The organism is Ornithinibacillus contaminans, assembly GCF_001038425.2.
Classification (GTDB): Bacteria; Bacillota; Bacilli; order Bacillales; family Amphibacillaceae; genus Ornithinibacillus; species Ornithinibacillus contaminans.
Map to the genome: position 1 here is coordinate 15878 of NZ_LDPV02000007.1, position 25769 is coordinate 41646.

Annotated in this window: 19 protein-coding genes; 2 read left to right on the plus strand and 17 right to left on the minus strand. The window is 41.5% G+C overall.

The annotated features are described in order from the left end of the window. Positions 1–116 precede the first annotated feature (116 nt). The 13 genes from JF53_RS00525 to JF53_RS00585 form a co-directional block, all read right to left on the minus strand. Positions 117–476: a response regulator gene (locus tag JF53_RS00525; RefSeq protein ID WP_047980902.1), complete on the minus strand. Its 360-nt coding sequence runs from the start codon at positions 474–476 to the stop codon at positions 117–119. Positions 477–811: 335 nt separating this feature from the next. Next, the gene (locus JF53_RS00530; RefSeq protein WP_047980903.1) at positions 812–2422 is read right to left on the minus strand and encodes a CTP synthase; all 1611 of its coding nucleotides are present in this window, start codon (positions 2420–2422) and stop codon (positions 812–814) included. 323 nt (positions 2423–2745) lie between these two features. Then, the gene (gene rpoE / locus JF53_RS00535; RefSeq protein WP_047980904.1) at positions 2746–3282 is read right to left on the minus strand and encodes a DNA-directed RNA polymerase subunit delta; all 537 of its coding nucleotides are present in this window, start codon (positions 3280–3282) and stop codon (positions 2746–2748) included. A gap of 547 nt (positions 3283–3829) precedes the next feature. Next, positions 3830–7069 carry a fused isobutyryl-CoA mutase/GTPase IcmF gene (icmF, locus tag JF53_RS00540; protein ID WP_047980905.1) on the minus strand — a complete coding sequence of 1080 codons (3240 nt, stop codon included), beginning with the start codon at positions 7067–7069 and terminating at the stop codon, positions 3830–3832. Continuing rightward, complete coding sequence (locus JF53_RS00545; protein ID WP_047980906.1) at positions 7047–7709, minus strand: TetR/AcrR family transcriptional regulator; 663 nt, start codon at positions 7707–7709, stop codon at positions 7047–7049. Before JF53_RS00545 ends, icmF begins: the two co-directional genes overlap by 23 nt. A gap of 4 nt (positions 7710–7713) precedes the next feature. Beyond that, positions 7714–8646 carry a methylmalonyl Co-A mutase-associated GTPase MeaB gene (meaB, locus tag JF53_RS00550; protein ID WP_047980907.1) on the minus strand — a complete coding sequence of 311 codons (933 nt, stop codon included), beginning with the start codon at positions 8644–8646 and terminating at the stop codon, positions 7714–7716. 14 nt (positions 8647–8660) lie between these two features. Then, positions 8661–9800 carry an acyl-CoA dehydrogenase gene (locus JF53_RS00555; RefSeq protein ID WP_047980908.1) on the minus strand — a complete coding sequence of 380 codons (1140 nt, stop codon included), beginning with the start codon at positions 9798–9800 and terminating at the stop codon, positions 8661–8663. Between the two features lie 12 nt (positions 9801–9812). Further along, positions 9813–10949, minus strand: a complete 1137-nt coding sequence (locus JF53_RS00560; protein ID WP_047980909.1) for an acyl-CoA dehydrogenase — start codon at positions 10947–10949, stop codon at positions 9813–9815. Positions 10950–11127: 178 nt separating this feature from the next. Further along, positions 11128–11979: a 3-hydroxybutyryl-CoA dehydrogenase gene (locus tag JF53_RS00565; protein ID WP_047980910.1), complete on the minus strand. Its 852-nt coding sequence runs from the start codon at positions 11977–11979 to the stop codon at positions 11128–11130. 302 nt (positions 11980–12281) lie between these two features. Then, positions 12282–13469: an acetyl-CoA C-acetyltransferase gene (locus JF53_RS00570; protein ID WP_047980911.1), complete on the minus strand. Its 1188-nt coding sequence runs from the start codon at positions 13467–13469 to the stop codon at positions 12282–12284. Positions 13470–13582: 113 nt separating this feature from the next. Further along, on the minus strand, positions 13583–15691 hold the full coding sequence (locus tag JF53_RS00575; RefSeq protein WP_047980912.1) for a (Fe-S)-binding protein: 2109 nt from the start codon (positions 15689–15691) through the stop codon (positions 13583–13585). Positions 15692–16059: 368 nt separating this feature from the next. Continuing rightward, entirely contained in the window at positions 16060–17730 is a 1671-nt protein-coding gene (gene argS / locus JF53_RS00580; protein WP_047980913.1) for an arginine--tRNA ligase, read from the minus strand. Continuing rightward, complete coding sequence (locus tag JF53_RS00585) at positions 17727–18158, minus strand: DUF1934 domain-containing protein (RefSeq protein WP_047980914.1); 432 nt, start codon at positions 18156–18158, stop codon at positions 17727–17729. Before JF53_RS00585 ends, argS begins: the two co-directional genes overlap by 4 nt. Positions 18159–18362: 204 nt before the next feature. Here JF53_RS00585 and JF53_RS00590 point away from each other — a divergent pair, with 204 nt between their 5' ends. Continuing rightward, positions 18363–20423 carry a transglycosylase domain-containing protein gene (locus JF53_RS00590; protein WP_047980915.1) on the plus strand — a complete coding sequence of 687 codons (2061 nt, stop codon included), beginning with the start codon at positions 18363–18365 and terminating at the stop codon, positions 20421–20423. A 662-nt stretch (positions 20424–21085) separates the two neighbouring features. On the opposite strand, the gene JF53_RS00600 is transcribed toward JF53_RS00590, so the two are convergent. The 3 genes from JF53_RS00600 to JF53_RS00610 form a co-directional block, all read right to left on the minus strand. Beyond that, a complete protein-coding gene (locus tag JF53_RS00600; protein WP_047980917.1) occupies positions 21086–21601 on the minus strand; it encodes a YwhD family protein in 516 nt (171 codons plus the stop codon). Between the two features lie 90 nt (positions 21602–21691). Beyond that, on the minus strand, positions 21692–22192 hold the full coding sequence (locus JF53_RS00605; protein ID WP_047980918.1) for a YwgA family protein: 501 nt from the start codon (positions 22190–22192) through the stop codon (positions 21692–21694). Then, complete coding sequence (locus tag JF53_RS00610; RefSeq protein WP_047980919.1) at positions 22192–23496, minus strand: HD domain-containing protein; 1305 nt, start codon at positions 23494–23496, stop codon at positions 22192–22194. The genes JF53_RS00605 and JF53_RS00610 overlap by 1 nt, the downstream gene beginning before the upstream one ends. A 100-nt stretch (positions 23497–23596) precedes the next feature. On the opposite strand from JF53_RS00610, the gene JF53_RS00615 reads away from it, so the two are divergent. Continuing rightward, positions 23597–24448 (plus strand): lipoate--protein ligase family protein, encoded by an 852-nt coding sequence (locus JF53_RS00615; RefSeq protein ID WP_047980920.1) that lies wholly within the window; start codon positions 23597–23599, stop codon positions 24446–24448. Between the two features lie 52 nt (positions 24449–24500). Here the strand turns inward: JF53_RS00615 and pta are convergent, their stop codons facing one another. Beyond that, entirely contained in the window at positions 24501–25475 is a 975-nt protein-coding gene (gene pta, locus JF53_RS00620) for a phosphate acetyltransferase (RefSeq protein ID WP_047980921.1), read from the minus strand. Between the last annotated feature and the right edge of the window lie 294 nt (positions 25476–25769).

Here is a 25769-nt window from a genome sequence, read left to right on the forward strand (position 1 = left end):
TTAAAAAATTTAATCTAATTCGTTCACGTCTGATAGTTATACTATATTCCGTATAACCACGCCATTTGAACAGGATTCAATGCCATTTTCCGGCTAGCTAGTTTACCGATAGAATTTTATTTCAATAAGTTTTTCACTAAGGTGTTTAACTCCAATATGTCAAAAGGCTTGGAAAGAACTTCTTTTACATTTGGTAATACGGATGTCTCTTCTAGTATATTTTCCACCAGTCCACTCATGATGATTGTTGGTATTGGTTGATTTTCTTTGTCTAATTGTTGCACAACCGCAATACCATCAATAATAGGTAATTTGTAATCGATAATTAATAAATCAATTGTATGTGTTGCCAATAAATCTAGTGCTTCTTTACCATTTTGGGCAGTAAGGACTTCGTTATTTCCTGTGCCTAATAAATCCTCTAGTAGCAGGCGGATTCCCACTTCATCATCTACAACTAAAATTTTCTTTTTCATTTTTTGACAACATCCCCCTTTTACCTTACTAATTCGATATAAAGCACAAAATACCCTTCTTTTTAACGAACGTTTTTACTGGTAATTTATTACTAATTTTATTAGTAGGTAAGCTGATTTATATTTCATCCCCATACTTTATACCCGCTTGTCCACTAATTAAAACAATGACTAAGAAAATAGCCGTAAAAAAGAAGAGGCTGGGAGATAAGTTTTATCGGATAGATAAAATCCAAACAATAATCACTTCAGGAATATACTCCGCTGAATTAGTACGTTGTTCGACTTTTATCTATTCGTTTTACTTATGTCCTTGCCTCTTCATGCCATTTGAATTATTTTAAATTACTTTGTTCGACCGCTGCTCCGATGAAGCCTTTAAATAGATTTTGTGGTCTTGTTGGGCGAGAGCGGAATTCTGGATGGAATTGACTCGCCACAAACCAAGGGTGATCACTGATTTCAATTGTTTCGACCAATCGACCATCTGGGCTCGTACCGGAGAACACAAATCCTTTTGCTTCCATTTGCTCACGGTATTCATTATTAAATTCATAACGGTGGCGATGGCGCTCTTCGATAATATCGGCTCCATCATAGGCAGCCTTTGTTTTCGTGCCATCTACTAGTCTACATGGATATAATCCTAGGCGTAAGGTTCCACCAAGATCTTCAACATCCTTTTGCTCTGGTAATAAATCAATGATCGGATGTGTTGTATTTGGATTGATTTCAGCTGAATGTGCATCAGCATAACCTAAAACATTGCGAGCAAATTCAACCGTAGCTAGCTGCATACCTAGGCAAATACCAAGGAACGGGATTTTATTTTCACGGGCAAAGCGAATTGCTTCGATTTTCCCTTCGATTCCACGGTCCCCAAAGCCACCTGGTACTAATACACCATCGACATGGGAAAGTTTTTCGCGAATCGTTTCCTTATCCATCTTCTCTGCGTTAATCCAGTGCACGCAAATATCGGTATCAAATGCGTATCCAGCATGCTTTAATGATTCCACAACAGAAATATAAGCATCCTGTAATTCTACATATTTCCCGACTAATCCAATGTTGATTTTCTTCGATAGATTACCAACACGTTCAACTAGTTCTGTCCACTCCGTCATATCAGCTGGAGCTGTTTCAATACCAAAATGTTCGCACACTAGTTGATCTAAGTTTTGTTCCTGTAGTGCTAATGGAATTTGGTAAAGATTTTCAGAATCACGCATTTCGATAACCGCTTCTTCCCGAATATCACAGAACAAGGCAATCTTATCCTTCATATCCTGGCTGATTTCAAGCTCTGTACGTAAGACAACGGCATCTGGCTGTATCCCTAATGAACGTAATTCTTTCACGCTATGCTGTGTTGGCTTCGTCTTCAGTTCACCAGCTGCTTTAATATACGGTACTAATGTACAATGCACATACATCACATTTTCCTTACCGATGTCACTTTTCACCTGACGAATTGCTTCAAGGAATGGAAGTGATTCAATATCCCCAACGGTTCCACCGATTTCAGTAATGACCACATCGGCTCCTGTTGCTTCACTAGCACGGAAAACCTGATCCTTAATTTCATTGGTAATATGCGGGATAACCTGCACAGTTCCACCTAAGTAGTCCCCACGACGTTCCTTACGAATAACGTTAGAATATACTTTACCAGTAGTAATATTGCTATATTTATTCAAATTAATATCAATAAAACGTTCATAATGTCCTAAATCCAGATCTGTCTCCGCACCATCATCGGTTACAAAAACTTCTCCATGTTGATAAGGGCTCATCGTACCAGGATCCACGTTGATATACGGATCAAATTTTTGAATCGTAACTTTTAGACCACGATTCTTTAGTAGTCTTCCTAATGATGCTGCTGTAATTCCTTTTCCTAATGATGACACAACGCCACCTGTGACAAAAATATACTTAGCCACGGCTATCCCTCTCTTTTTCATAAAATAATTAGTAATGAGTACGAGCACTATTTCCGTTAGTTTGTGCACAAACACTTGTAACGAATCATGGAAACAAAAACTTACAAGTGATTGAATGATGTCCAGCTGTAACTGAATGCTATATAAGCCATGTGTCAGCTCCGTATCCAAGTAATGTGCTATAAAAGCTAGATACCCAATAAAAGCTTGGATAAAACAGAAAAAGCGCCTCCCCATTTAGGGGAAACGCTTTGAAAAATAAATTTTAAAGAGCCCAATATAAATTGTACTCACCTGTCCTATAAAAGTCAAGTGGGCATCAATTACTTCTCGTCTTCAAAGTCGTCGTCTAATTCATCTTCATCTATTTCATTTAAGTTTTCTAATTCATCATCAATATCGTCATCATCGTCTTCTTCATCGATCTCTTCAAAATCGTCATCGTCTTCATCTTCGTCGATGTCATCGAAATCATCTACGATATCATCTTCGTCATCTACTAAATCAAGATCTAAATCATCTTCATCAAGATCCTCATCATCCACGATTTTCTTCTTCGATTTCTTTTTCTTCTTCGGCTCGTTATGGATATCTTCGTCCATTTGCTCAACTGGATACCAACGTTTCATGCCCCACATATTAGCACCTAATGTAATAAATCTTCCATCTAGGTTTAAGTCCGTGTAGAACTGTGCTAGAAACTCATCCTTTTGGTCTTCACTGTAGCCTTTTAATTCGGCAATTTTATCAAAAATATCTTTAAAGTTGATTGCCTTTTTTTCTACCAATAATATTTCTTGTGCCAAATCTAACATTGACATACTTTTTATTTCCTCGCGGCTAAGATTATCCAAGCTCACAATACCGCACTCCCTTTTCATTAGTAATGATGGCATTAAGCCTAACAATAATTAGAATGTCCATCCAAACAAATGGATTTATCTAGATGTTGCGTATACAAGCTATGTATTAATGCGCTTTTACTAGCATAAAGCCTATCATACATTATAAACAAATCATAATGAATTATGCTATCAAAAAACAAGGAGTAAATCAATAGTTAATGTAAGTGAGGCTAGGACATAGACGTTTATGGTTAGATAAGATCTGAACATTTGTGCATGATACCCGCTCCGGGAATATACTTCGCTTTCCGCGGGGGGCTGGAGTCTACGTATATTCCCTACGTTGCGTAAGTGCACTGTTCGTCCTTTTATCTTCTCATTTTAACTATGTCCCTACCGCTATGTTAGTCTTATGTTTGGCTCATGGCTCACAATTGGTTTGCTTTAATAATTGTAGCACTTTGCTGCTTTATGCACAGGCTCCATTTTAGAATGTCTGCTGAATTTTTACTAGGTATCAGCAAATATTCCAACCATCAGCAACTGTCATCCACCACCAACATTACATATTCCTTCGATATTGACCACCTACTTGATAAAGGGCATTGGTAATTTGACCGAGGCTTGCGACTTTAACGGTTTCCATGAGCTCCTCAAAAATGTTGCCTCCAGTTGCTGCTACATGCTGTAGGCGACTAAGCGCCGCTTCCACTTTATCCTTATGTTGGTCTTGAAAATTCTTTAACTGCTGGATTTGATGGTCTTTTTCTTCCTTTGTTGCACGTGCTAACTCCATGGAGTCAATTGCTTCTTCAGATGATGGGTTAGGATTCAAATAGGTGTTGACTCCGATAATTGGCAGCTCCCCGGAATGCTTTTTCCCTTCATAATACAATGATTCCTCTTGAATTTTGCCACGTTGGTATTGACGTTCCATTGCACCTAGCACGCCACCACGGTCATTGATTCGTTCAAACTCCTGCAATACCGCTTCTTCCACAAGGTCGGTTAACTCATCCACGATAAAGGAGCCTTGTAGCGAATTTTCGTTTTTCATTAAGCCGAATTCGCGATTAATAATCATTTGAATGGCCATGGCACGACGAACAGATTCCTCCGTTGGTGTCGTGATCGCCTCATCGTACGCATTCGTGTGTAGCGAGTTCGTATTATCTTGAATGGCCAGTAACGCCTGTAAAGTCGTCCGAATATCATTAAAATCAATTTCTTGAGCATGGAGAGAGCGTCCGGATGTTTGGATATGGTACTTTAGCTTTTGGCTACGTTCGTCCGCACCATATTTGTCCCGCATCGTTATTGCCCAGATGCGTCTTGCCACGCGGCCAATTACTGTATATTCCGGATCTAATCCATTGGAGAAAAAGAACGATAAATTCGGTGCGAATTTATTAATATCCATACCACGGCTCAAATAATACTCCACATAGGTGAAGCCATTCGCTAACGTAAAGGCAAGCTGTGTAATTGGATTTGCTCCCGCTTCGGCAATGTGATAGCCAGAGATCGATACCGAATAATAGTTGCGAACGTGATGATCAATAAAGTATTGCTGGATGTCTCCCATCATACGCAATGCAAATTCGGTGGAAAAAATACAGGTGTTCTGACCTTGATCTTCTTTTAAAATATCTGCTTGAACGGTGCCACGAACGACTGCTACCGTATCTGCTTTTAGCTTCTCGTATTCTTGCGCTGAAGGCTTTCGTCCGTTTTCCTGCTCAAATTTCTCTACTTGCTGATCAATTGCTGTATTGAAAAACATCGCTAAAATAATTGGAGCAGGTCCATTAATCGTCATCGATACCGATGTTTTCGGGTCAGTTAGATCAAAGCCTTTGTAGAGCTTTTTCATATCCTCTAGCGTGCAAATGTTCACGCCGCTCTCCCCAATTTTCCCGTAGATGTCTGGTCGATTGGCTGGATCCTCACCATATAAAGTTACCGAGTCAAATGCCGTTGATAAACGCTTCGCATCATCATCCTTTGAAAGATAGTGGAACCGGCGATTTGTTCGTTCTGGTGTCCCTTCCCCTGCAAATTGACGGGTCGGATCCTCGCCTTTTCGCTTGAACGGAAAAACCCCCGCCGTAAATGGAAAAGCCCCTGGAACATTTTCCTTTAACAACCAAAGCAGCCGCTCTCCCCAGTCCATATAGCGAGGAAATGCTACCTTGGGAATTTTCAGTCCTGATAAGGATTCTGTCGTAATGTCTATCGTTATTTCCTTATCACGAACTTGATAGGTAAAGATATCGCCAGTATAGTTTCCTTTTGTTTTATCCCATGATTCTAATAATGCTTTTGCCCTTGGATGCAGATTTGCTTCATATGTTTTATAGGTTTTTAATAAGGAAGCACGTACCTCTTCCTCACTTAAGGCAATGGCACCATCTAATTGATAGAGCTTTCTTGCTAGCTCACTCTGTTCCTTGGCATGGTGATGATAAGTACGAACGTGACTTGCGATTTCGCGTAGATAATGCCTGCGCTCATTCGTAATAATCAGGTTTTGCTTTTCCGAAATCGTATAGCGATCAAAATCAACTGTTTCATGCCAATCATAAACAGCATTTAGTTTATCAATAAGCGCAGCAAACAAGGCGTTCGTACCAGAATCATTGAATTGACTTGCAATCGTACCAAACACTGGAAATGTGTGATGATTATGATGGAACAGCATATGACTACGTTCATATTGCTTCCGTACTTGATTTAGTGCATCCTCTGACCCCTTTTGTTCAAATTTATTGATCACAATAAAATCGGCGAAGTCAATCATATCAATCTTTTCTAGCTGTGTTGGTGCACCGTACTCGGCTGTCATCACATACATTGATAGATCACAGATATCAGTGATGGCCGCATCACCTTGCCCAATCCCACTAGTTTCAACGATGATAAAATCAACATCTGTCGCCCGCAGAACCGTAATCACGTCCTGGATGGCAGCAGATAGCTCACTTCTTGAATCGCGGGTTGCTAATGAACGCATGTAGACACGATCCGTAAAAATAGCATTCATACGGATTCGATCGCCAAGTAAGGCACCGCCCGTTTTCCGTTTCGTAGGATCAATAGAGATAATTGCGATTTTTTTATCAGGGATGCCGTGAATAAAGCGACGAATTAGTTCATCTGTTAACGAGCTTTTTCCCGCACCACCTGTTCCAGTAATCCCGAGCACTGGGACGTTTTTATTGGTTTGGTTATTGAGTTTTTCTACTAAATCCTGCTTCTCTGTTGGGTTTAATTCCTCGTTTTCAACGTAGGTGATCATTCTCGCAATCGCTTGACGGTCCCCTGTTTGTAGCTTGTTGAGCTGATTATTCACATCTAGCGGCGGCAAGAAGTCACTTTCCGATAGCATGACATTGATCATGCCCTGAAGCCCTAATTCACGTCCATCCTCTGGGGAAAATATTCTCGTAATCCCATATTGATGAAGTTCCTTTATTTCGCGCGGGATGATGACTCCACCGCCCCCACCGAAAACCTTAATATGTTCTGCGCCCAATTCTTTTAACAAATCAATCATGTACTTAAAATATTCCACGTGTCCGCCTTGGTAAGAGGATATCGCAATTCCCTGTACATCCTCTTGAATCGCCGCATGGACAACTTCCTCTACAGAGCGATTGTGCCCAAGGTGAATTACCTCTGCACCACTCGCCTGCAGAATGCGTCGCATAATATTAATCGATGCATCATGGCCGTCAAATAAGCTGGATGCAGTAACAAAACGGACTGGATATTTCGTTTTATATGGTGTTACCTGTACCATTTCGCGTTCCTCCATTCCTATCGTCTAATGAAATTCCCATCGCATTAAACGTAAACCTAAGCTGTATGGCAATATAATCATCGACTGTGAATTCCTTGTGAAGCATCCATCTACGAAAACTCCACATATGCCCTTGGATTAAGATGTTATTAGCTAGTAGGGCAACTTCCTGCTTTGACAATTGATGTGGTAGGCAGGTTGAAATTGCCGTTTCGAGCATTTCCGCCATTTCCTGTTCTTTTTGCAAGACATAGCCACGAGTTTCCTTACGTAATGACTTTACTTCCTGGTAGAGAATCAATATTTCCTCTTGCATATCATCCATTAAATAAAAGAAGGACGTGATTACTGTACGGAGCTTCTCCATCGATGGCTGCTTTAAATTAACAACCGCCTCCAAACGCTTCTTAACCTCTTCATGAATGGAATCACAAACAAGGAATAATACATCTTCCTTCGTCCGAATATATTCATATAGCGTACCAATGCTAAAGCCTGCTTCTTTGGCAATTTCTCTTGTGGTTGTTCGGTGAAAGCCCTTCTCTTTAAAAAGTGCTAAAGCTCCACGAATCATTTGGTCACGCCGTTTCTTAATTAATTCCTCATCTTTTACAGAAGATACAACCTTGTTCGCTTTCATCTGGCTATCTCCCCTCGATTTTCCATTTTTGATACCAGTCATTTGCCAATTTGTACGGATCTACTGTTGCAAGCTCTTGTGGGAAGTCAGGATGCTGGCGAATAAAGGAATGTATTTCCCGCCAAATTTCATCCCGAATTAATTCGAGTATCTCCATCTGATTCTGTTGGCTGAGCCGTTTTTTTCCAGCCTCTGTATGAAAGACAAAGTGGTGATGCTCTGTGATTTTTTCCCAAAGCTCGTGAATGCCACTATTTTCAGTAGATATTGTCTTCACGATAGCAATTTCATGCTGTGCGCGGTTGTTGCTATGCACCAATTCCCGAAGTAATGCTTTTAATTTTCCAACTCCAGGGAGGTCTGCTTTATTAATAACGAATAAATCCGCTATTTCCATAATTCCTGCCTTGAAAATTTGTAAGACGTCGCCACTGTTTGGGGTAAGGACAACCACCGTCGTATCTACTAGTTTCATAATATCGAGCTCTGACTGGCCGACCCCAACGGTTTCTACAAGAATGACATCAAAGCCAAAGGCATCACAAATCCGAATCGCATCCTTTGTCGCTCGGGCGAGACCCCCTAAGCTACCACGTGTTGCCATACTGCGAATATACACCCCGTCGTCGGCAAAATGCTCATTCATCCGAACGCGATCACCGAGCAGTGCCCCGCCACTAAAGGGACTGGTAGGATCCACCGCAATAACTGCCACGGTTTTCCCTTCAGCGCGCAGGTGCGTTATTAGTCGATTCACTAACGAGCTTTTCCCAGCGCCGGGTGATCCTGTAAGTCCAACAACCATCCCATTCTTTTTAATAGAATAGACATCCTGCATAATCGCTAGTTTGTCTGCGTGGTCATTTTCAACAAGCGTAATCGCCTTTGCTAGAGCACGTATATCCCGCTTCGCAATCCGTTCAACTAAGTGATGCATCCTGGACATCCTTTCTATTTCGTCAGCATTCTACCAATGACAAGCCGTTGAATTTCTTGGGTACCTTCATAAATTTGGGTGATTTTCGCATCACGCATATAGCGCTCTACTGGATAATCCTTGGTGTAGCCGTAGCCACCAAACACTTGAACCGCTTCGACCGTTATACGCATCGCAGCATCCCCCGCAAACAGCTTTGACATAGCCGATGCTTTTCCATATGGTAGTCCTTCTGATTCAAGCCATGCAGCTTGATAGGTTAATAGTCGCGCCGCTTCCACCTCTGTTGCCATGTCCGCCAGCTTAAACGATATCCCTTGATTAGTGGCAATGGATTTGCCAAACTGTTCGCGACCTTTTGCATAATTAATGGCTGCATCAAGAGCACCTTGGGCAATACCGACAGCCTGTGCTGCAATACCGTTACGTCCACCGTCAAGCGTTGACATTGCGATTTTAAACCCGTCTCCTTCACCGCCTAATAAATTCTCTTTCGGCACGCGGCAATTTTCAAAAATCAACTCTGTTGTTGGAGATGAACGGATTCCAAGCTTTTTCTCCTTTTTTCCGAATGAAAATCCTTCTGTTCCTTTTTCCACGATAAAAGCACTAATCCCTTTGTGACGGGCATCCTGGTCGGTTTTGGCAAACACGACATAAATGTCCGCAACACCACCATTGGTAATCCACACTTTGTTTCCGTTTAACACATAATGATCGCCATCGGCTTTAGCTGTAGTACGCATGGACGCAACATCACTACCTGCGCCAGGCTCCGATAATGCATAAGCACCTAACGCTTCCCCTGTTGCCAAACGGTATAAGAAATTCTTTTTCTGTTCTTCATTGCCATACTTAAAAATCGGCCAGCTCGCTAATGAAAGGTGAGCGGATAGTGTTACCCCTGTTGAAGCACAGACACGTGATAATTCCTCCACCGCAATCACATAGCTCACATAATCCGCACCAATCCCACCATATTCCTCTGGCCATGGAATTCCCGTTAAGCCAAGTGCAGCCATTTTGTCAAAAATCGCTCGATCAAAGTGTTCTTCTTCATCTCGTTCAGCTGCTGTTGGTTCTACTTCCTTCCTAGCAAAATCCTGTACCATTTTACGTAGCATTTCTTGTTCTTCGGTTAATTGAAAATTCATCCTTACTGCCCCCTAGTCCTTTAGTAGATTGTTAGCGATAACGATATGTTGAATTTCATTTGTACCCTCATAAATTTGCGTTATTTTAGCATCTCGGAATAGTCGCTCCACCGGGTAATCCTCGGTATAGCCGTATCCGCCAAAAATTTGTACCGCCTCTATCGCAGCTTTCATCGCCACATTTGCGGCATACATTTTTGCCATCGAGGCTTCCTTAACACAAGGCTTGCCCTGTTCAATCAACGATGCAGCCTGGTAGACTAATAGTTTTGCTGCCTCGACCTCTGTAGCCATATCGGCCAATTTAAAGGATATTCCTTGATTTGTGGAAATAGGCTTGCCAAATTGATGTCGCTCACTTGCATAGCCTGTTGCATGTTCAAGAGCTGCTTCAGCTATTCCCAACGCTTGTGCCGCAATCCCAACTCTCCCCTTGTTCAGATTGGCCATCGCAATTTGGAACCCATCGCCTTCCTTACCGAGTAATTGATCCTGATGCACGACGCAATTTTCAAAGGTAATCTGGACCGTACTAGAGGCGTGTAATCCCATTTTGTTTTCCTCTTTTCCAATCACAAGTCCTTCTGTTCCTTTTTCCACGATGAATGCACTAATGCCATCTTGTCCCTGTGCTGTTCTTGCAAAAGTAATATACACATCGGCAAATCCGCCATTAGTTATGAACACTTTAGAGCCATTTAACACATAATAATCCCCATCGCGCTTGGCGGTTGTTCGCAGGTTTTTCGCATCTGATCCTGCTTCTGGTTCTGTTAAGGCAAACGCTCCAAGATACGCTCCAGTTGCAAGCTTCGTCACGTATTTTTCCTTTTGTGCTTCTGTACCAAAATAAAGTATCGGATTCGTGGCAACAGAAGTATGGACCGATAAAATCACACCAACAGTCGCACTCACTTTTGCCAATTCATGAATCGCTATAATATAGGAAATGTAATCCATTCCTGCTCCTTTATATGCTTCCGGGATAGGAATCCCCATTAAACCCAGTGCTCCCATTTTCTGAATCAGTTCGAGCGGAAATCGTTCTTCCTTCTCCATTTGATCAATTGCTGGAAGCACTTCTCTCTGCGCAAAATCCCGAACTAGTTTACGCATTATTTGCTGTTCTTCCGTAAATTGAAAATGCACATTGCTCCCCCTTTCGTTGCTGTAGTTTTAACTTATTGCAAATCTAGTTGAAGCTGTCTGTTAATTTCTGGATGAATGATAATGTGTCGGTAAGATCGTAGGTGATTGTGTTGTGATGATGTTGTAGTGGTATGTTCTTCTTTGTTTCTACGTGTTTCTTATGGCGTGCTGACAATTTCTAGTCGTACTGATAAAAACCTCTGCCTGATTTCTTTCCAAGCCAGCCAGCTTTTACATATTTTCGGAGCAGTGGACAAGGACGGTATTTACTGTCCCCAAATCCTTCGTGTAAGACTTCCATAATGTATAAGCATGTATCCAACCCGATAAAATCCGCGAGTTGCAGCGGTCCCATTGGATGATTCATTCCAAGCTTCATGACCGTATCAATATCTTCTGGTGATGCAACCCCCTCATACAGGGTAAAAATTGCTTCATTAATCATTGGCATTAAGATGCGATTCGAAACAAATCCAGGAAAATCCGCCACCTCGACTGGTGTTTTTTGTAACTGATGGGTCATTTCCCTAATCGCTTGATAAGTCTCTTCACTTGTTTGTAGCCCGCGAATTATCTCCACAAGCTTCATCACTGGCACTGGATTCATAAAGTGCATCCCTATCACTTGGGAAGGTCTATTGGTAGCGCTTGCAATTTCAGTAATAGGAAGTGACGAGGTGTTGGACGCTAGGATAGTATGTTCAGGCGTGATTTCATCGAGTTGCTGAAATACTTTCGCTTTAACAGCCATATTTTCTACTACCGCTTCAATCACTAAATCACACTTGCTCGCATCATTGATGCTAACCGCTGGTTTTAGTCGATTACGCGTTTCCTTCATCTCTGTTTCTGTCATTCTTTCCTTCTCTACTGAACGGGCCAATAGTCTTTCAATTGATGTTATCCCTTTATTTAATGCCGCTTCATTCATATCATGTAAAAAAGTTTGAAATCCGGACTGTGCACAAACTTGAGCAATACCAGCCCCCATTTGGCCAGCGCCGATTACCATTACATTATTAATAGTCATTACTTGCACCTCCTGAGAATCCTTATTGGTATAAGTAGATTGATAGATTGGTTGCTGATTTGCGGGTCTGTGCTGGGTGGATAAGATCAGCCGTAATTTGAGATTATCAGCAGAAATTGGGGGGATATCAGCAGTATTCCAGGAATATCAGCAGCTTTTCAGGATTATCAGCATCTATCCCGAAACATCAGCAGCCTTTCCCAATTATCAGCATCTATCCCGAAACATCAGCAACCTTCCCCAATTATCAGCAGTTATCTCAAATCATCAGCAACCTATCACCCGTATTTCAGCACAGCTCTTTATTCTCCTGGTACTTCAATTAAAATTGCGTCTCCTTGACCGCCGCCACTACATATTGCCGCGATTCCTAATCCACCGCCGCGGCGTTTTAGCTCATGAATTAAGGTTAAGATAATGCGGGATCCACTTGCTCCGATTGGGTGTCCAAGTGCTACCGCCCCTCCATTAACATTCACTTTTTCAGCAACTAGTTCAGCAATGACACTGCTTGCTAGTGATACAGCAGAAAATGCTTCATTGATTTCATAAAGTGCTATGTCGTCTTTGGTATAGCCTGTTTTTTCGAGTAATGCATTAATAACAATACCCGGTGTTTTCGGAAAATCTTTTGCCTCTACTGCTACTTCTGCATGGCCAATGATTGTTGCCAGTGGCTCTTTTCCTAGACTTGCAGCTTTTTCGTCAGACATCACAACAAATGCACACGCCCCGTCGTTAACGCCAGGCGCATTACCAGCTGTAATGGTACCGTTTGGATCAAATGCTGGACGCAATTTCGCGAGTGCTTCGATGCTTGTATCCTTACGTGGTGCTTCGTCTGTATCGACTATGACTGGCTCTCCCTTGCGTTGTGGGATTTCCACAGCAACGATTTCATCTGCAAATTTCCCATCTTCAATTGCTTTTACCGCAAGCTTATGGCTACGATATGCCCACTCATCTTGTGCCTCACGAGTTAGAGCAAATTCGTCTGCAGTAGAGTTTCCGTAGTTACCCATGTGAACGCCGGTAAAGGAACAGGTTAAACCGTCATGAACCATCATATCCACTACCCTTTTATCGCCCATTCGGTTCCCCCAACGGGCATCTGGTAAAATGTATGGGGCATTACTCATGCTCTCCATTCCACCCGCAACAACAATATCCTCTTCCCCAAGGCGAATGAGCATATCGGCTAACGTTACACTTCTCAGTCCAGAAGCACATACTTTATTAATTGTTTCGGTTTTCACTTCCCACGGGAGCCCGGCATGTCGGGCTGCTTGCCGTGATGGTAGCTGTCCTTGCCCACCTTGTAATACATTTCCCATAATTACTTCACCGACAGCTGAACCGTCTATTCCAGCACGATTCAATGCTTCAGCAATTGCTTTTCCTCCTAATTGTGAGGCTGTTAATGGCTTTAATGCTCCCCCAAATTTCCCAAAAGGGGTTCTTGCTCCAGCGACGATGACAGATTTTTTCATGTCGTCAATCCTCCTCTTATTGTTATTATTTATCGTATTCATGTACTCGATTGAACGCTCGCTCAGTGTGTACGGTGAAAGAAAGAGGGGGATTTCACGCCCCTCATCTCTTGTTAGGCTGTTTTAACTTCCGCTTCTTCTAAAACAGATAATGCCAGTATTTCAGCTACATCCATTGTACTAATGTCCTCTTCCACTTCTTTTGCCTTTGTTCCATCACTTAACATAGTTAGGCAATATGGGCAGGCACTCGAAATTACGGAAGGTGCGACTGCGAGCGCTTGTTCAGTACGTGCAATATTGATGCGATTTCCAGTTGTTTCTTCTGTCCACATCAGACCACCACCAGCACCACAGCACATTGCATTTTCACGACTACGATCCATCTCAACCAGTTCTAAACCTGGAATTGCTTTTAAAATTTCACGCGGTGGATCATAGACACCATTATATCTACCTAAATAACAGGAATCATGGAATGTTAATCGCTGATTGATTGCTTTGGTCGGCTTTAGTTTACCTTCCATTACTAAATCATAAAGCAATTGCGTGTGGTGATAAACCTCTGCTTCAAATCCAAAATCAGGATATTCATTTTTAAAAATATTATAGGCGTGTGGATCAATCGTTACGATTTTCTTCACATCGTTCTTTTCGAACTCTTTAATGTTTTTCTCAGCGATTTCTTGGAATAAAAATTCATTTCCAATTCGTCTTGCCGTATCGCCTGAGTTTGCTTCCTTATTTCCCAGGATTGCAAAGCTAATGCCTGCTTGATTCATTAATTTCGCAAACGCAATAGCAATCTTTTGGCTGCGACTATCAAATGAACCCATCGAGCTCACCCAGAATAAGTATTCAAAGTCTTTGTCTTCTTTTTTCAATTCTTTTATTGTTGGGATATAGGCTGTCTCATCCACTTCACGCCATTTAATGCGATCTTTTTTCGATAGTCCCCAAGGGTTTCCTTGACGTTCGATATTCATGACGGCACGTTGGACATCAGAATCCATTTTCCCCTCTGTCATGACAAGGTAACGTCGTAAATCAATGATTTTATCCACATGCTCATTCATAACTGGGCATGCTTCTTCACAGTTACGGCATGTTGTACAAGCATTAATCTCTTCCTCTGTAATGACATCCCCTATCAGACTAACCGTCTCGAAAGTTGCAGCAGCTTCATCCCGAGAGGCACGTGCTAATTGGTTTCCTTGTGTACCAGCAAAAGCATAGGATGGAACCCATGGTGATTTGCCCGTTACAGCAGCACCTTTTTCGGTTAAATGGTCACGAATTTTGACCATTAAGTCCATTGGGGAAAGCATCTTCCCTGTTGTGGACGCCGGACATACATCCGTACATCGCCCACATTCAACACATGCATAAAAATCAATCATTTGGACTTGTTCAAAGTCTTCTACTTTTCCAACCCCGAAGGAAACTTCTTCTTCGCTCTCTTCATCAATCTCAAAGTCTAGCTTCTTCAATTTGCCAGGAACACGCTTGCTGAAAAATACATTTATTGGTGCTGCAATCAGATGCGCGTGTTTGGATTGTGGTACATAAACCAAGAAGGTCAACAGTGTTAAATTGTGTATCCACCAGGCAATAAAGAAGATAATCATGGCTGCAGTTGGCGGTAGAAAACCAAACACCCCTGCAATAGCACTTGCTATCGGTTCTGTCCATGTTCCTGGCTCATCATGCCAAATCAATGCCATTCCGTTTCCAAGTAACACCGATAACATTAATGTTCCAATAAATAGTAACACTAACCCCGCCTTAAAACCACGCTTAAGTCGCACTAATTTTTCAATATAGCGACGATAGAATGCCCAAACAACAGCAACTAAAATCATTAATGTCACGATTTCTTGCAAGAACGTGAAACCCGGGTATAAAAATCCAAACGGCAAATGATTTCCAGGAGAGATTCCTTTGATAATAAAATCAATTGCACCGAATTGGACGAGAATAAACCCATAAAACATCATGACATGGATTGCACCAGATTTCTTATCCTTTAACAGCTTGGATTGGCCAAAGACAATTTTAATAATCCGATTGATGCGTTCCTTTATGTCCCCATCAAATTCCGATTTTTTTCCGAGCCTAATGTAGGCAACTCTTGTGGCTATTACTCTAGCAAACAAGTAAAACGCATAAAGTGTAATTCCAATAAATAACAGGGTATTTACTAGCATTGCTATATTTTCCATCGGTAGATCCTCCTGTCTGGTTAACCTGCCCTTATGACTTATGTGTATGGTTATGTCTTCGTAAAAATATCCTTCACTTTAAAATGATAACGATTCCATTTTTCTGAATAATATAAACTAAATTTCTTCTTCTACTATAAAATATGAATGACCATTCAGTCAACCTGTTTTTTATGGATATGATCTAAGATGTAATACGATACCAAGTCTATTGAACAAAAAAGAAGCCAAGACAATAGTATCCGAGTAAGATAAAATCGGACGTTGATTCACCTATACCGCTCTCGGAATAAACTTCGCGGATCGGCTGCATTGTTCGATGCTTATCTTCTCTTTTTACTTTTTGTCCTGGCTTCGTTCGTTACATATTACATTTTTTCTGGTGCGGATACGCCCATTAATTTCAATCCATTTGCTAATGTAATTCGAACAGCTTTCATTAAAGCAATTCTTGCATTTGTTAGTTCTAGATTATCGGTATCCAGTACTTTTTCAGCATTGTAGAAGCTGTGTAGTAAGGATGCTAATTCAAACACATATTGGGTGATGCGATGTGGTGCATGCTTGTCAGCTGCATCTGCAATCACCTGTGGGAATTCTCCCATTTTCTTCAGTAAATCCAGCTCTTTATCAGCGGATAATAAGGATGAATCAAACGTTTGTTTAATATCAATTCCCTTGCTTTCCGCTTGTTTTAACATTGTACAAATACGTGCATGTGCATATTGTACATAAAACACTGGGTTGTCATTTGATTGAGAACGTGCCAATTCTACATCAAAGTCAAGCTGTGAGTCATTGGAACGGGCAACAAAGAAGTAACGAACGGCATCGATACCGACTTCATCCATCAGCTCTCTTAGGGAGACAGCATTACCGGTACGCTTACTCATCCGCAGCTTCTCGCCCTCTTCAAATAGGTTCACCATTTGAATGATTTTCACATCTAATTTATCGGCATCATAGCCTAGTGCTTGGATAGCAGCCTTCATTCTCGGAATATAGCCATGATGGTCCGCTCCCCATACGTTAATCAATTTATCATATCCACGGTTAAGCTTATTTTGATGATACGCAATATCTGGTGTTAAATACGTAAAAGCACCGTCATTCTTAACTAGCACACGGTCTTTATCATCACCGAAGTCAGTGGAACGGAACCATGTTGCTCCGTCCTTTTCGTAAATATAGTCGCCAGCTTTTAGCTTATTTAATACGTCTTTGATTTCATCCTTCTGATAAAGACTGCGTTCGGAAAACCAGCTATCAAAATGGACACCAAAATCATTTAAGTCCTTCTTGATTTTCCCAAGGGTAAATTCAAGACCATATTCTTTGAAAAATGCTAAGCGTTCCTCTTCTGAAGCTTTTGCCCATTTGTCGCCATGTTCAGCGGCTAATTCCTTCCCGATGCCGACGATGTCTTGGCCGTGATAGCCATCTTCTGGCATGGCTACATCTTGACCTAATGCTTGCAAATAGCGTGCATTAACCGAAAGTGCTAAATTATCAATTTGGTTCCCGGCGTCATTAATGTAATATTCCCTATCTACCGCGTAACCTGCCGCTTCAAGAACATTACATAAGACATCTCCAAATGCTGCACCACGTGCATGACCAAGGTGTAAACTTCCAGTTGGATTAACCGATACAAACTCGACTTGGATCTTCTTCCCTTTTCCAGCGTCTGTTTTCCCGTAGTCCGTATTTGCGTCTAAAATAGTTGGAATTAAATCTGTAAGGAAATCATTTTTCATGAAAAAGTTAATAAATCCAGGTCCAGCTATTTCTACTTTTTCAATCGAAGCTTTTGTTTGATCAAGATTTGCGACGATAGCCTCGGCAATTTGTCTAGGTGCCTTTTTCGCAACTCGTGCTAATTGCATGGCGATGTTCGTCGCAAAGTCTCCATGGGTTTTATCCTTTGGTTTTTCTAAAATGATGTCTGGAATTTCTGTTTCCGTTGCGAGCCCTGCTTGTAAGACGGCTGCGTTAATTTCTACTTTTAATGTGGTTTCTGTTTGTGCCAAGACGTTCATGATTCGTCCTCCTTATTATAGGTGAGCGTTAGTTCGTGATTACGTTCATCCTGTCCGTTCAGTTTTACGGTGTATATTATATGTAGCCGTCCTTCTGTTCCATCTTCTAATGACTGGTAGCGAATTGCTTTCGTATAAGTCTCCATATGAAGATGACCATGGGGGTGGGTGTAAACATTTTCTGTTCGCTGGTTCGCCCGAAAATGTTGTGTCATCGATATGAGACCAGATCGTTTAATGGATACTTTATCCGGTTGTATGGTAATAAAGTTCTTGATAATGCCTGCATCCTCATGCTTTTCTTCAAAGGATAGCACATCGATTGCATTCTTTTGATAATAATGTCCGAGCTGCCTAGTTGTACTTTTCTCTTGCTGCCCGTTATCTTGAATGACAGTCTGTAATTCAATCCTCACCTGCTGTTCCATTCCATCGCCTGCCTAATACTTCATATTTTACTATTATAGCGACAAGTGAAGCCGTATTTCAATAGATATATTTTCAAATTCGATGCCACTTTTCTGTATGGTACTTCGATAATAGTCAAAAGATAGAAGTTTATATCTCCGATTCTTGTCCCATAATGGTACTATCTGACAAAATACGACAGAAGTAAATGGGGCTCAAATGACATGAATAAACCGTTCCTAATGAAAAAACTAAAACGAATTTCCCTTAAAATGTTAATTGGATTTTCCTTGTTTGCTGTATCCTGCCTACTCCTTGTCTACCTTCTTGCCTTTGTACTCGGCCCACCTAACCTTTTACACGAACAAAATACTATTTACTATAGTGCAGACAATCAAGTGATTGGGGAAGAACACGGGAACGAAAGCAGGCACTGGATAGACTTACAGGATATGTCCCCAGCGGTTATCGACGCTACATTGCTAACCGAGGATCAACATTTTTACGACCATCATGGGTTTGATATTAAACGAATCTTCGGCGCTATTTTAAAGGATATTAAAACCCTGTCCTTAAAAGAAGGCGCAAGCACATTAACCCAGCAATATGCCCGTAATTTATACCTTTCCTCTGAAAAAACATGGACAAGGAAACTAAAGGAAGCATTTTATACGATTCGGTTAGAGATGTTTTATTCAAAGTCGGAAATTCTAGAGGGTTACTTAAATTCCGTATATTATGGCCATGGTGCCTACGGGATTGAGGCGGCGAGCAATCACTTTTTTAATAAATCTGCTAGTGAACTAACCTTAGCAGAAGCCGCGATGCTTGCAGGTGTTCCTAAAGGACCAACCTATTACTCACCATTCAATGACTTAGAACGAGCGACAAATCGCCAGCAACAAATTTTAACGATAATGCATAAGAAGGAAGCTATATCTGATGAAGAATACAACCAGGCGAGTAGCGAAGAGCTTGCTTATGCCAAAGCAGAGGAACGAAAACCACTTCAAATCGGACCTTATTTTCAAGATACCGTTCTTTCTGAAGCTGCAAACCGGCTAGACCTTGATTCAGAATCTATACGTTCGGGCGGCTATCAAATTTATACGACGCTTGATATCTCCATGCAGGAGCAGCTAGAAAAAAGTGTTTCCAAAACCGTAGAGCCTACGAGCGAAATGGAGGTTGGCGCTGTCGTAGTTGATCCACATGATGGGTCGATTCGCGCATTACTTGGTGGTCGTGATTACCAGAAAAGTCCGTTCAATCGCGCCATCCAAGCAAAACGAATGCCAGGATCATCGTTCAAGCCATTTTTATATTATGCTGCTTTGGAGGGTGGCTACACGGCTACAACCAAATTAATGAGCAAACCAACAAGTTTTGAAATTGAAGCCGGCAATGTATATCAGCCTAGTAATTTTAACGGATACTATGCCAACGAACCCATTACGCTAGCCCAAGCAATTGCACTGTCTGATAATATTTACGCTGTCAAAACGAACATGTATCTCGGTACCGAAACATTGGTTGAAACAGCAAAACAATTCGGAATCACGAGTAAGCTGCCAGCTGTCCCTTCCCTTGCCCTAGGTACTGCGACGGTAACGGTTGAAGAAATGACAACAGCTTACGGCATGCTGGCAAATGGTGGCCACCAAATTAATGGACATACGATCAAAAAGATTGTCGATCGTGAAGGACGTACGGTTTATGAAAGAGATGATGCTGCGAATAAATTAACATTAGATCCACAAAAAGCGTTTATTTTAACACAGCTAATGACAGGGATGTTCGACGAATCGTTAAACGGCTATATGTCTGTGACAGGTAGTAGTATTGCCGATAAGCTCACCCGAACTTATGCTGGAAAAACCGGTTCCACTGACTCGGATAGTTGGATGATCGGCTATAGCCCATCCCTAGTAACCGGGGTATGGACCGGATTTGATGATAATCGCACCTTCTCAGCAGCAAAAGAGCGTTCCTATTCCAAAGAAATTTGGGCTGATTTCATGGAGCAAGCCCATCAGGATCACCCTGCTGAACATTTCAAAACCCCATCAGGTCTCGTCGCCATTCCAATTGATCCAACAACCGGTGCACGCGCAACACCACAGTGCCCGACAAGCACCGTTATGTTTTTCGAAAAAGGAACCGAGCCCAAGTACCATTGCTCTGAGCACTATTTCGGTAATGACAAGGATGAAGCTGGTGATGGTGATGATAAAGATAAGAATGAAGGATTGTTCGAGCGGTGGTTCCGCGTGTTTTTTGATTGAGGGGTGATGGCTGGGGGATGTTTTTGAATTCGGGCGATGTTTCTGGCTTTCGGGCGATATTCCGGGACTTCGAGCGATGTTTCTGGCTTTCGGGCGACATTCCGGGACTTCGGGCGATACTTCAGGATTTCGAGCGATATTCTGGCCGTTCAGGCGATACTTCAGGATTTCGAGCGATATTCTGGCCGTTCGGGCGATACTTCAGGATTTCGAGCGATATTCTGGCCGTTCGGGCGATACTTCAGGATTTCGAGCGATATTCTGGCCATTCGGGCGATACTTCAGGATTTCGAGCGATATTCTGGCCATTCGGGCGATACTTCCCGTTTTCAAGCGATGTTCGCTGCTGATGCGATCCCAAAAAAAGAACCAATTTAAAAAAATGCCATTCAGCGCAACCCCAAACGGTTGCTACAAAAGAAGCCGACGTACTGCAAGTGTCCAGCTTGCGGTCGTCGGCTTCTTTTTTGTCCTAGTAATACATGAGTTAGCCCATGTACTAAATAGTTTACAAATTTATGAACTAAAGTACAACATTTTCTCGAAAGTTTCATGATTCGGTCACAAAATGTTCACTTTTTAAAATTGTATCGTGTAAATTTCTATTATGGGTCAACTTGTAGGACAGGTGCAGTTCTATGACCCAGGCATCAATCGAACCCTTACCCTAATGCAACCTTCAACTCATCGCTTGAGTTATTCCACATGTCAGGGTTGAATTCTTTTAAATAATCACCTAACAGCTTTTTGGAGTGGTCATCCATATGGTCGACGATGATGTGACCTTTCAATGATTTCTCCATGTGTTTGACATGCTCGGCCATTGATTTATATGCTAGCTTGATGGATCGATCAACTAGGATTTCACACCCTGCTACACCGGCATAGTATGGACCATTTTCATTTCGTTCCACATTTACCCAGACTATCCAGTATAGTTTGCCGTTTGGCACTAATGATTTGTCTGGTTGGAATTTCACACGGCGTTCCACATCACTTCTTGCATGCATGGCACCCATATCCACATACGCTTTATTTTCAGATGGATCCACGATTACTGATGACATATTTTCAAGACTTATTGCTCCAACACCATAGCCGCCATGGCCATCATTGGAATCGTCTTTTATAATGGTAAATGCATTTTTCTTCTTATCTGAAGATTGTTCTCCACTCATGAGCCAGCCTCCTTTTTTAACTATCTTGTTTCTCATTTTAGCATAGCCCTTGAACCGATTCACGTATCGGAACTACTGGCAAAAACTAGCTTAATTTATGACACTCAGTTCTTCAATTAGCTTCCATGCCTCAGCCATTTCTTCGTCGCTATATTTTTGTTTTGGCTTAACGGTATGAACTTTTCTTTCCACTTCCTGCTTCGGTAAATCCTTGAAATAAAGAATGGTCGATACTAGTTCTAAGAATCGAGCGCTTTTTCCTTGCAGTTGCTTGATGCTTTCTGAGCAGTTCGGTATGTCTAGCGGAAATTGCTTTAGAAATTCTTGCCCATCAGTAGTTAAGGAATAATGATACCTGTAATAATTGCTTTTATCCTCTTTTTCTTCCTGAATGAACCCGAGATTACACAATTCTTCTATGCGTAAGGACAGTTCTTCTGAGTATGGTCCGTAAAAATGGAACTGGAATTTCTGCTCAAACGGAATTCCGAATGACTGTAAAATATAGATCATTTTTTGTAGTTTTTTTCGTCCGGTCACCTGTTTTGCTTCAGAAAAAAACTGCAATAATTTCGCATGATTATCGAGCATCACGACATCTCCTTGCTGTATAAAATATCGGTAATTTCTTGTACGATGGCTTTATCTTTAATGGCCAATAGTAGGTCTTTCGGGAAATATAATTTATGATCCGTTCGTTTTTTTCCAGAGATTGCTTCTACTATATCGGAATGTCTGGATAATTCTTTAAGTGTTTCATTTTGCAATAACAAGTGAATTGGTAATCGCTCTTCTTCCTCGCCTGGACGGTAAAAGTCATATGGTAAATCGGATGACGAGTCCACGACCAGATAGTAATCTGGGTCAATTCCAGCATCTTTAAATAGCTGATAGAGCTTCATCCAATCGTTCATTTGCTTGTTCGGATTGAATTCAACGTATTTGAACAAGCGACGGTTCATGAAACGTTCACACAGGTCGCGTAAAATTTCATCGTCTTCCTCCTGCCATAGCTGGAAATAGTAATGAACAATGGATTCATCCAGCTTCAAGTATTCCGCTAACGACACATTCCCAGAAAAGAACGATAGGAAATGTAATGGCTGTAGTTTAAAGGCATAATCCGATTCATACAGATATTTTGCTCGGTGAAGTATTTTCGTTAAGATTACTTCGGCACTTCTTGTTACCGGATGAAAATAGACTTGCCAGTACATTTGATAGCGGCTCATGATGTAATCCTCTACGGCATGCATACCAGATGATTTAATCACTACTTGATCCTCAATTGGGCGCATTACTCGTAGTATACGTTCCATATCAAAGTGACCATAGCTAACACCAGTAAAATATGCATCACGCTGCAAGTAATCCATACGATCCGCATCGATTTGACTAGATATGAGACTGACTACCAATTTATCGGAATACGTCTTGGCAATTACATCAGCAACATCCTGCGCAAAGCCTGGTTGTACACGTTCTAAAATTTTATTCACATATGTATCTCCCAAAATAATCTGTTGGGTAAAATGCTCATGGTCTAGTTTAAATACTTTCTCAAACGAATGGGAAAATGGACCATGGCCTAAGTCATGCAACAGTGCTGCACAAAGACACAGGAGGCGGTAATCATTATTCCAATGTGCTCTGTCTTGAAAATTATAGATTATACGACGGACGATCTCATACACACCTAAGGAATGATTAAACCGACTATGCTCTGCACCATGGAAGGTAATATTTGTCGTTCCTAGCTGCTTAATTCTACGGAGACGTTGAAATTCAGGAGTTGCGATCAAATCCCAAATGACACGGTCACGTACATGGACATACCGATGGACGGGGTCCTTAAATACCTTTTCCTCATGGAGCTGTTCATCTTTATATGACACTATCTTTCAACTCGTTTCTCTACGGCGATTTTGTTATTATTATATAATAGATACACAGGCGAAAAAAGTAATATTTCGGAAGTTTATGAAGGAGATTAGCATGAAGACCTGGAAAGAAACCATACACCATACGACATTTCGATACATCGACCATACAGAGAAAAACATTTTTCACCATGTAGCAAATACAGCACTCACCTCGTTTGCCATTGACGATGCACTTACAACCTCGGTTAGCAATAACGAGTCTCCGCCTACCATTCGATTATGGGTTCATCCCAAGACGATTGTGCTCGGGATACCAGATGCTAGGCTACCCTACTTAGGAGAAGGAGTTACGCTATTAGCTGAGCATGGGTATCAGGCTGTGGTTCGCAATTCTGGTGGCTTAGCGGTTGCATTAGATGAGGGTGTCCTCAATCTATCACTTGTCCTTCCTGGGGTGAAGCATTTATCGATTCATGAATGCTATGAGGCGATGGTTAGCTTTGTTCAATATATGTTACGGGATATAACACAGGAGATTAAGGCATATGAAATCGTTGAATCCTATTGTCCTGGCGATTATGACCTTAGTATTAACGGGAAAAAATTTGCCGGTATCTCGCAACGACGTGTTCGAGATGGTGCCGCGATTCAAATTTATCTGGATGTGGAAGGAAATAGTGCACAACGAGCATCACTTATCCGTCAGTTTTATGAGCTAAGCCTAAAAGGTGAAGCAACAAAATTTTCATACCCGAGCGTGAATCCCGAAGTAATGGGTTCCTTGTCAGATCTTACCGGTGTGCACCTGACAGTTACTGACATGAAGGCTCGTACCCTAAAAGCAATGCAGGAATTAGGAGATGTTGTCGAGGTTGATTTCACTGCCGCCGAATTGACTGAGTTTGAAAGTCGGTATGAGCAGATGGTAAAACGAAATGAAAAAATAGCACTGCTACTGAAGTAATAAAAAAGCTAATAACGGGGGCGAATTCCACGTTATTAGCTTTTTCCTATTATTATTGTACTGCTTGTGCAGCTGTGATTAATGCTAAGTTGTAAACATCCTCTGCGCTACAACCGCGAGATAGATCGTTAACTGGCATGTTCAAGCCTTGTAGGATTGGTCCAACCGCTTCAAAGCCACCTAGACGCTGGGCAATTTTATAGCCAATATTCCCTGCTTCTAGACTAGGGAAAACAAAGACATTCGCATCCCCTTGGATTACTGCACCAGGAGCTTTTTTAGCTGCTACACTTGGTACAATTGCAGCATCAAATTGGAATTCTCCATCAATAACTAGTGATGCATCTTTTTCTTTGGCAATGGCTAGTGCCTCCACAACTTTTTCCGTTTCCTCGGATTTCGCTGAACCTTTAGTAGAAAAGCTTAGCATGGCAACTCGCGGATCTACTCCAAATAGTTTTGCTGTAGCCGCTGACTCTACTGCGATTTCCGCTAAGTCATTGCTATCAGGTGCAATATTGATGGCGCAATCGGCAAATACGTATTTTTCATTGTCGCGAACCATGATAAATACGCCAGAAGTTTTCTTCACGCCTTCTTTTGTTTTAATGATTTGCAATGCCGGACGTACGGTGTCAGCAGTTGAATGTGCTGCCCCACTTACAAGACCGTCTGCTTCATTCATGTAAACAAGCATCGTACCGAAGTAGTTTTCATCTAGTAGAATTTTGCGTGCCGCTTCTTCTGTTGCTTTCCCTTTACGGCGTTCCACAAATTTCTGTACCATCTCATCAAATTTTTCATAGTTTTGTGGATCAAGTACGGAAATCGAGCTGATATCAACCTTCAGTTCATCCGCCTTTTTCTGAACAGCTTCCTTATTACCGACTAAAATCGGCTTCAAAACGCCTTCACTACTTAGGCGACTTGCTGCTGTTAAAACACGCTCATCTAAGCCTTCCGGGAATACGATAGCTGCATTCTTACCGTTAACCTGAGCTTTTACCTCATCAAATAAATTACTCATCGCTATACCTCCATTTGTTGTATGTACTTAATATGTATCAACCGTCCAAAAAGTTGCACATAATATGATGTAATAAACCACTTCTCATGATAGTACATTTGCGAATGAAATTAAAGGAATGTCCCTTTTCGCGGTAAAAAACGGCTTCTAAAAGTGACAATCTTGTTAACTCCCACCAAAACCCTACTATAGCAAGGTTTGTTAGCTTTGAAATAGAAGCCATCTTTCATGATTATCGCATTCACTTGTGATATAGTTAACATATAACTAATAACTCGTAAGGAGAGATATATA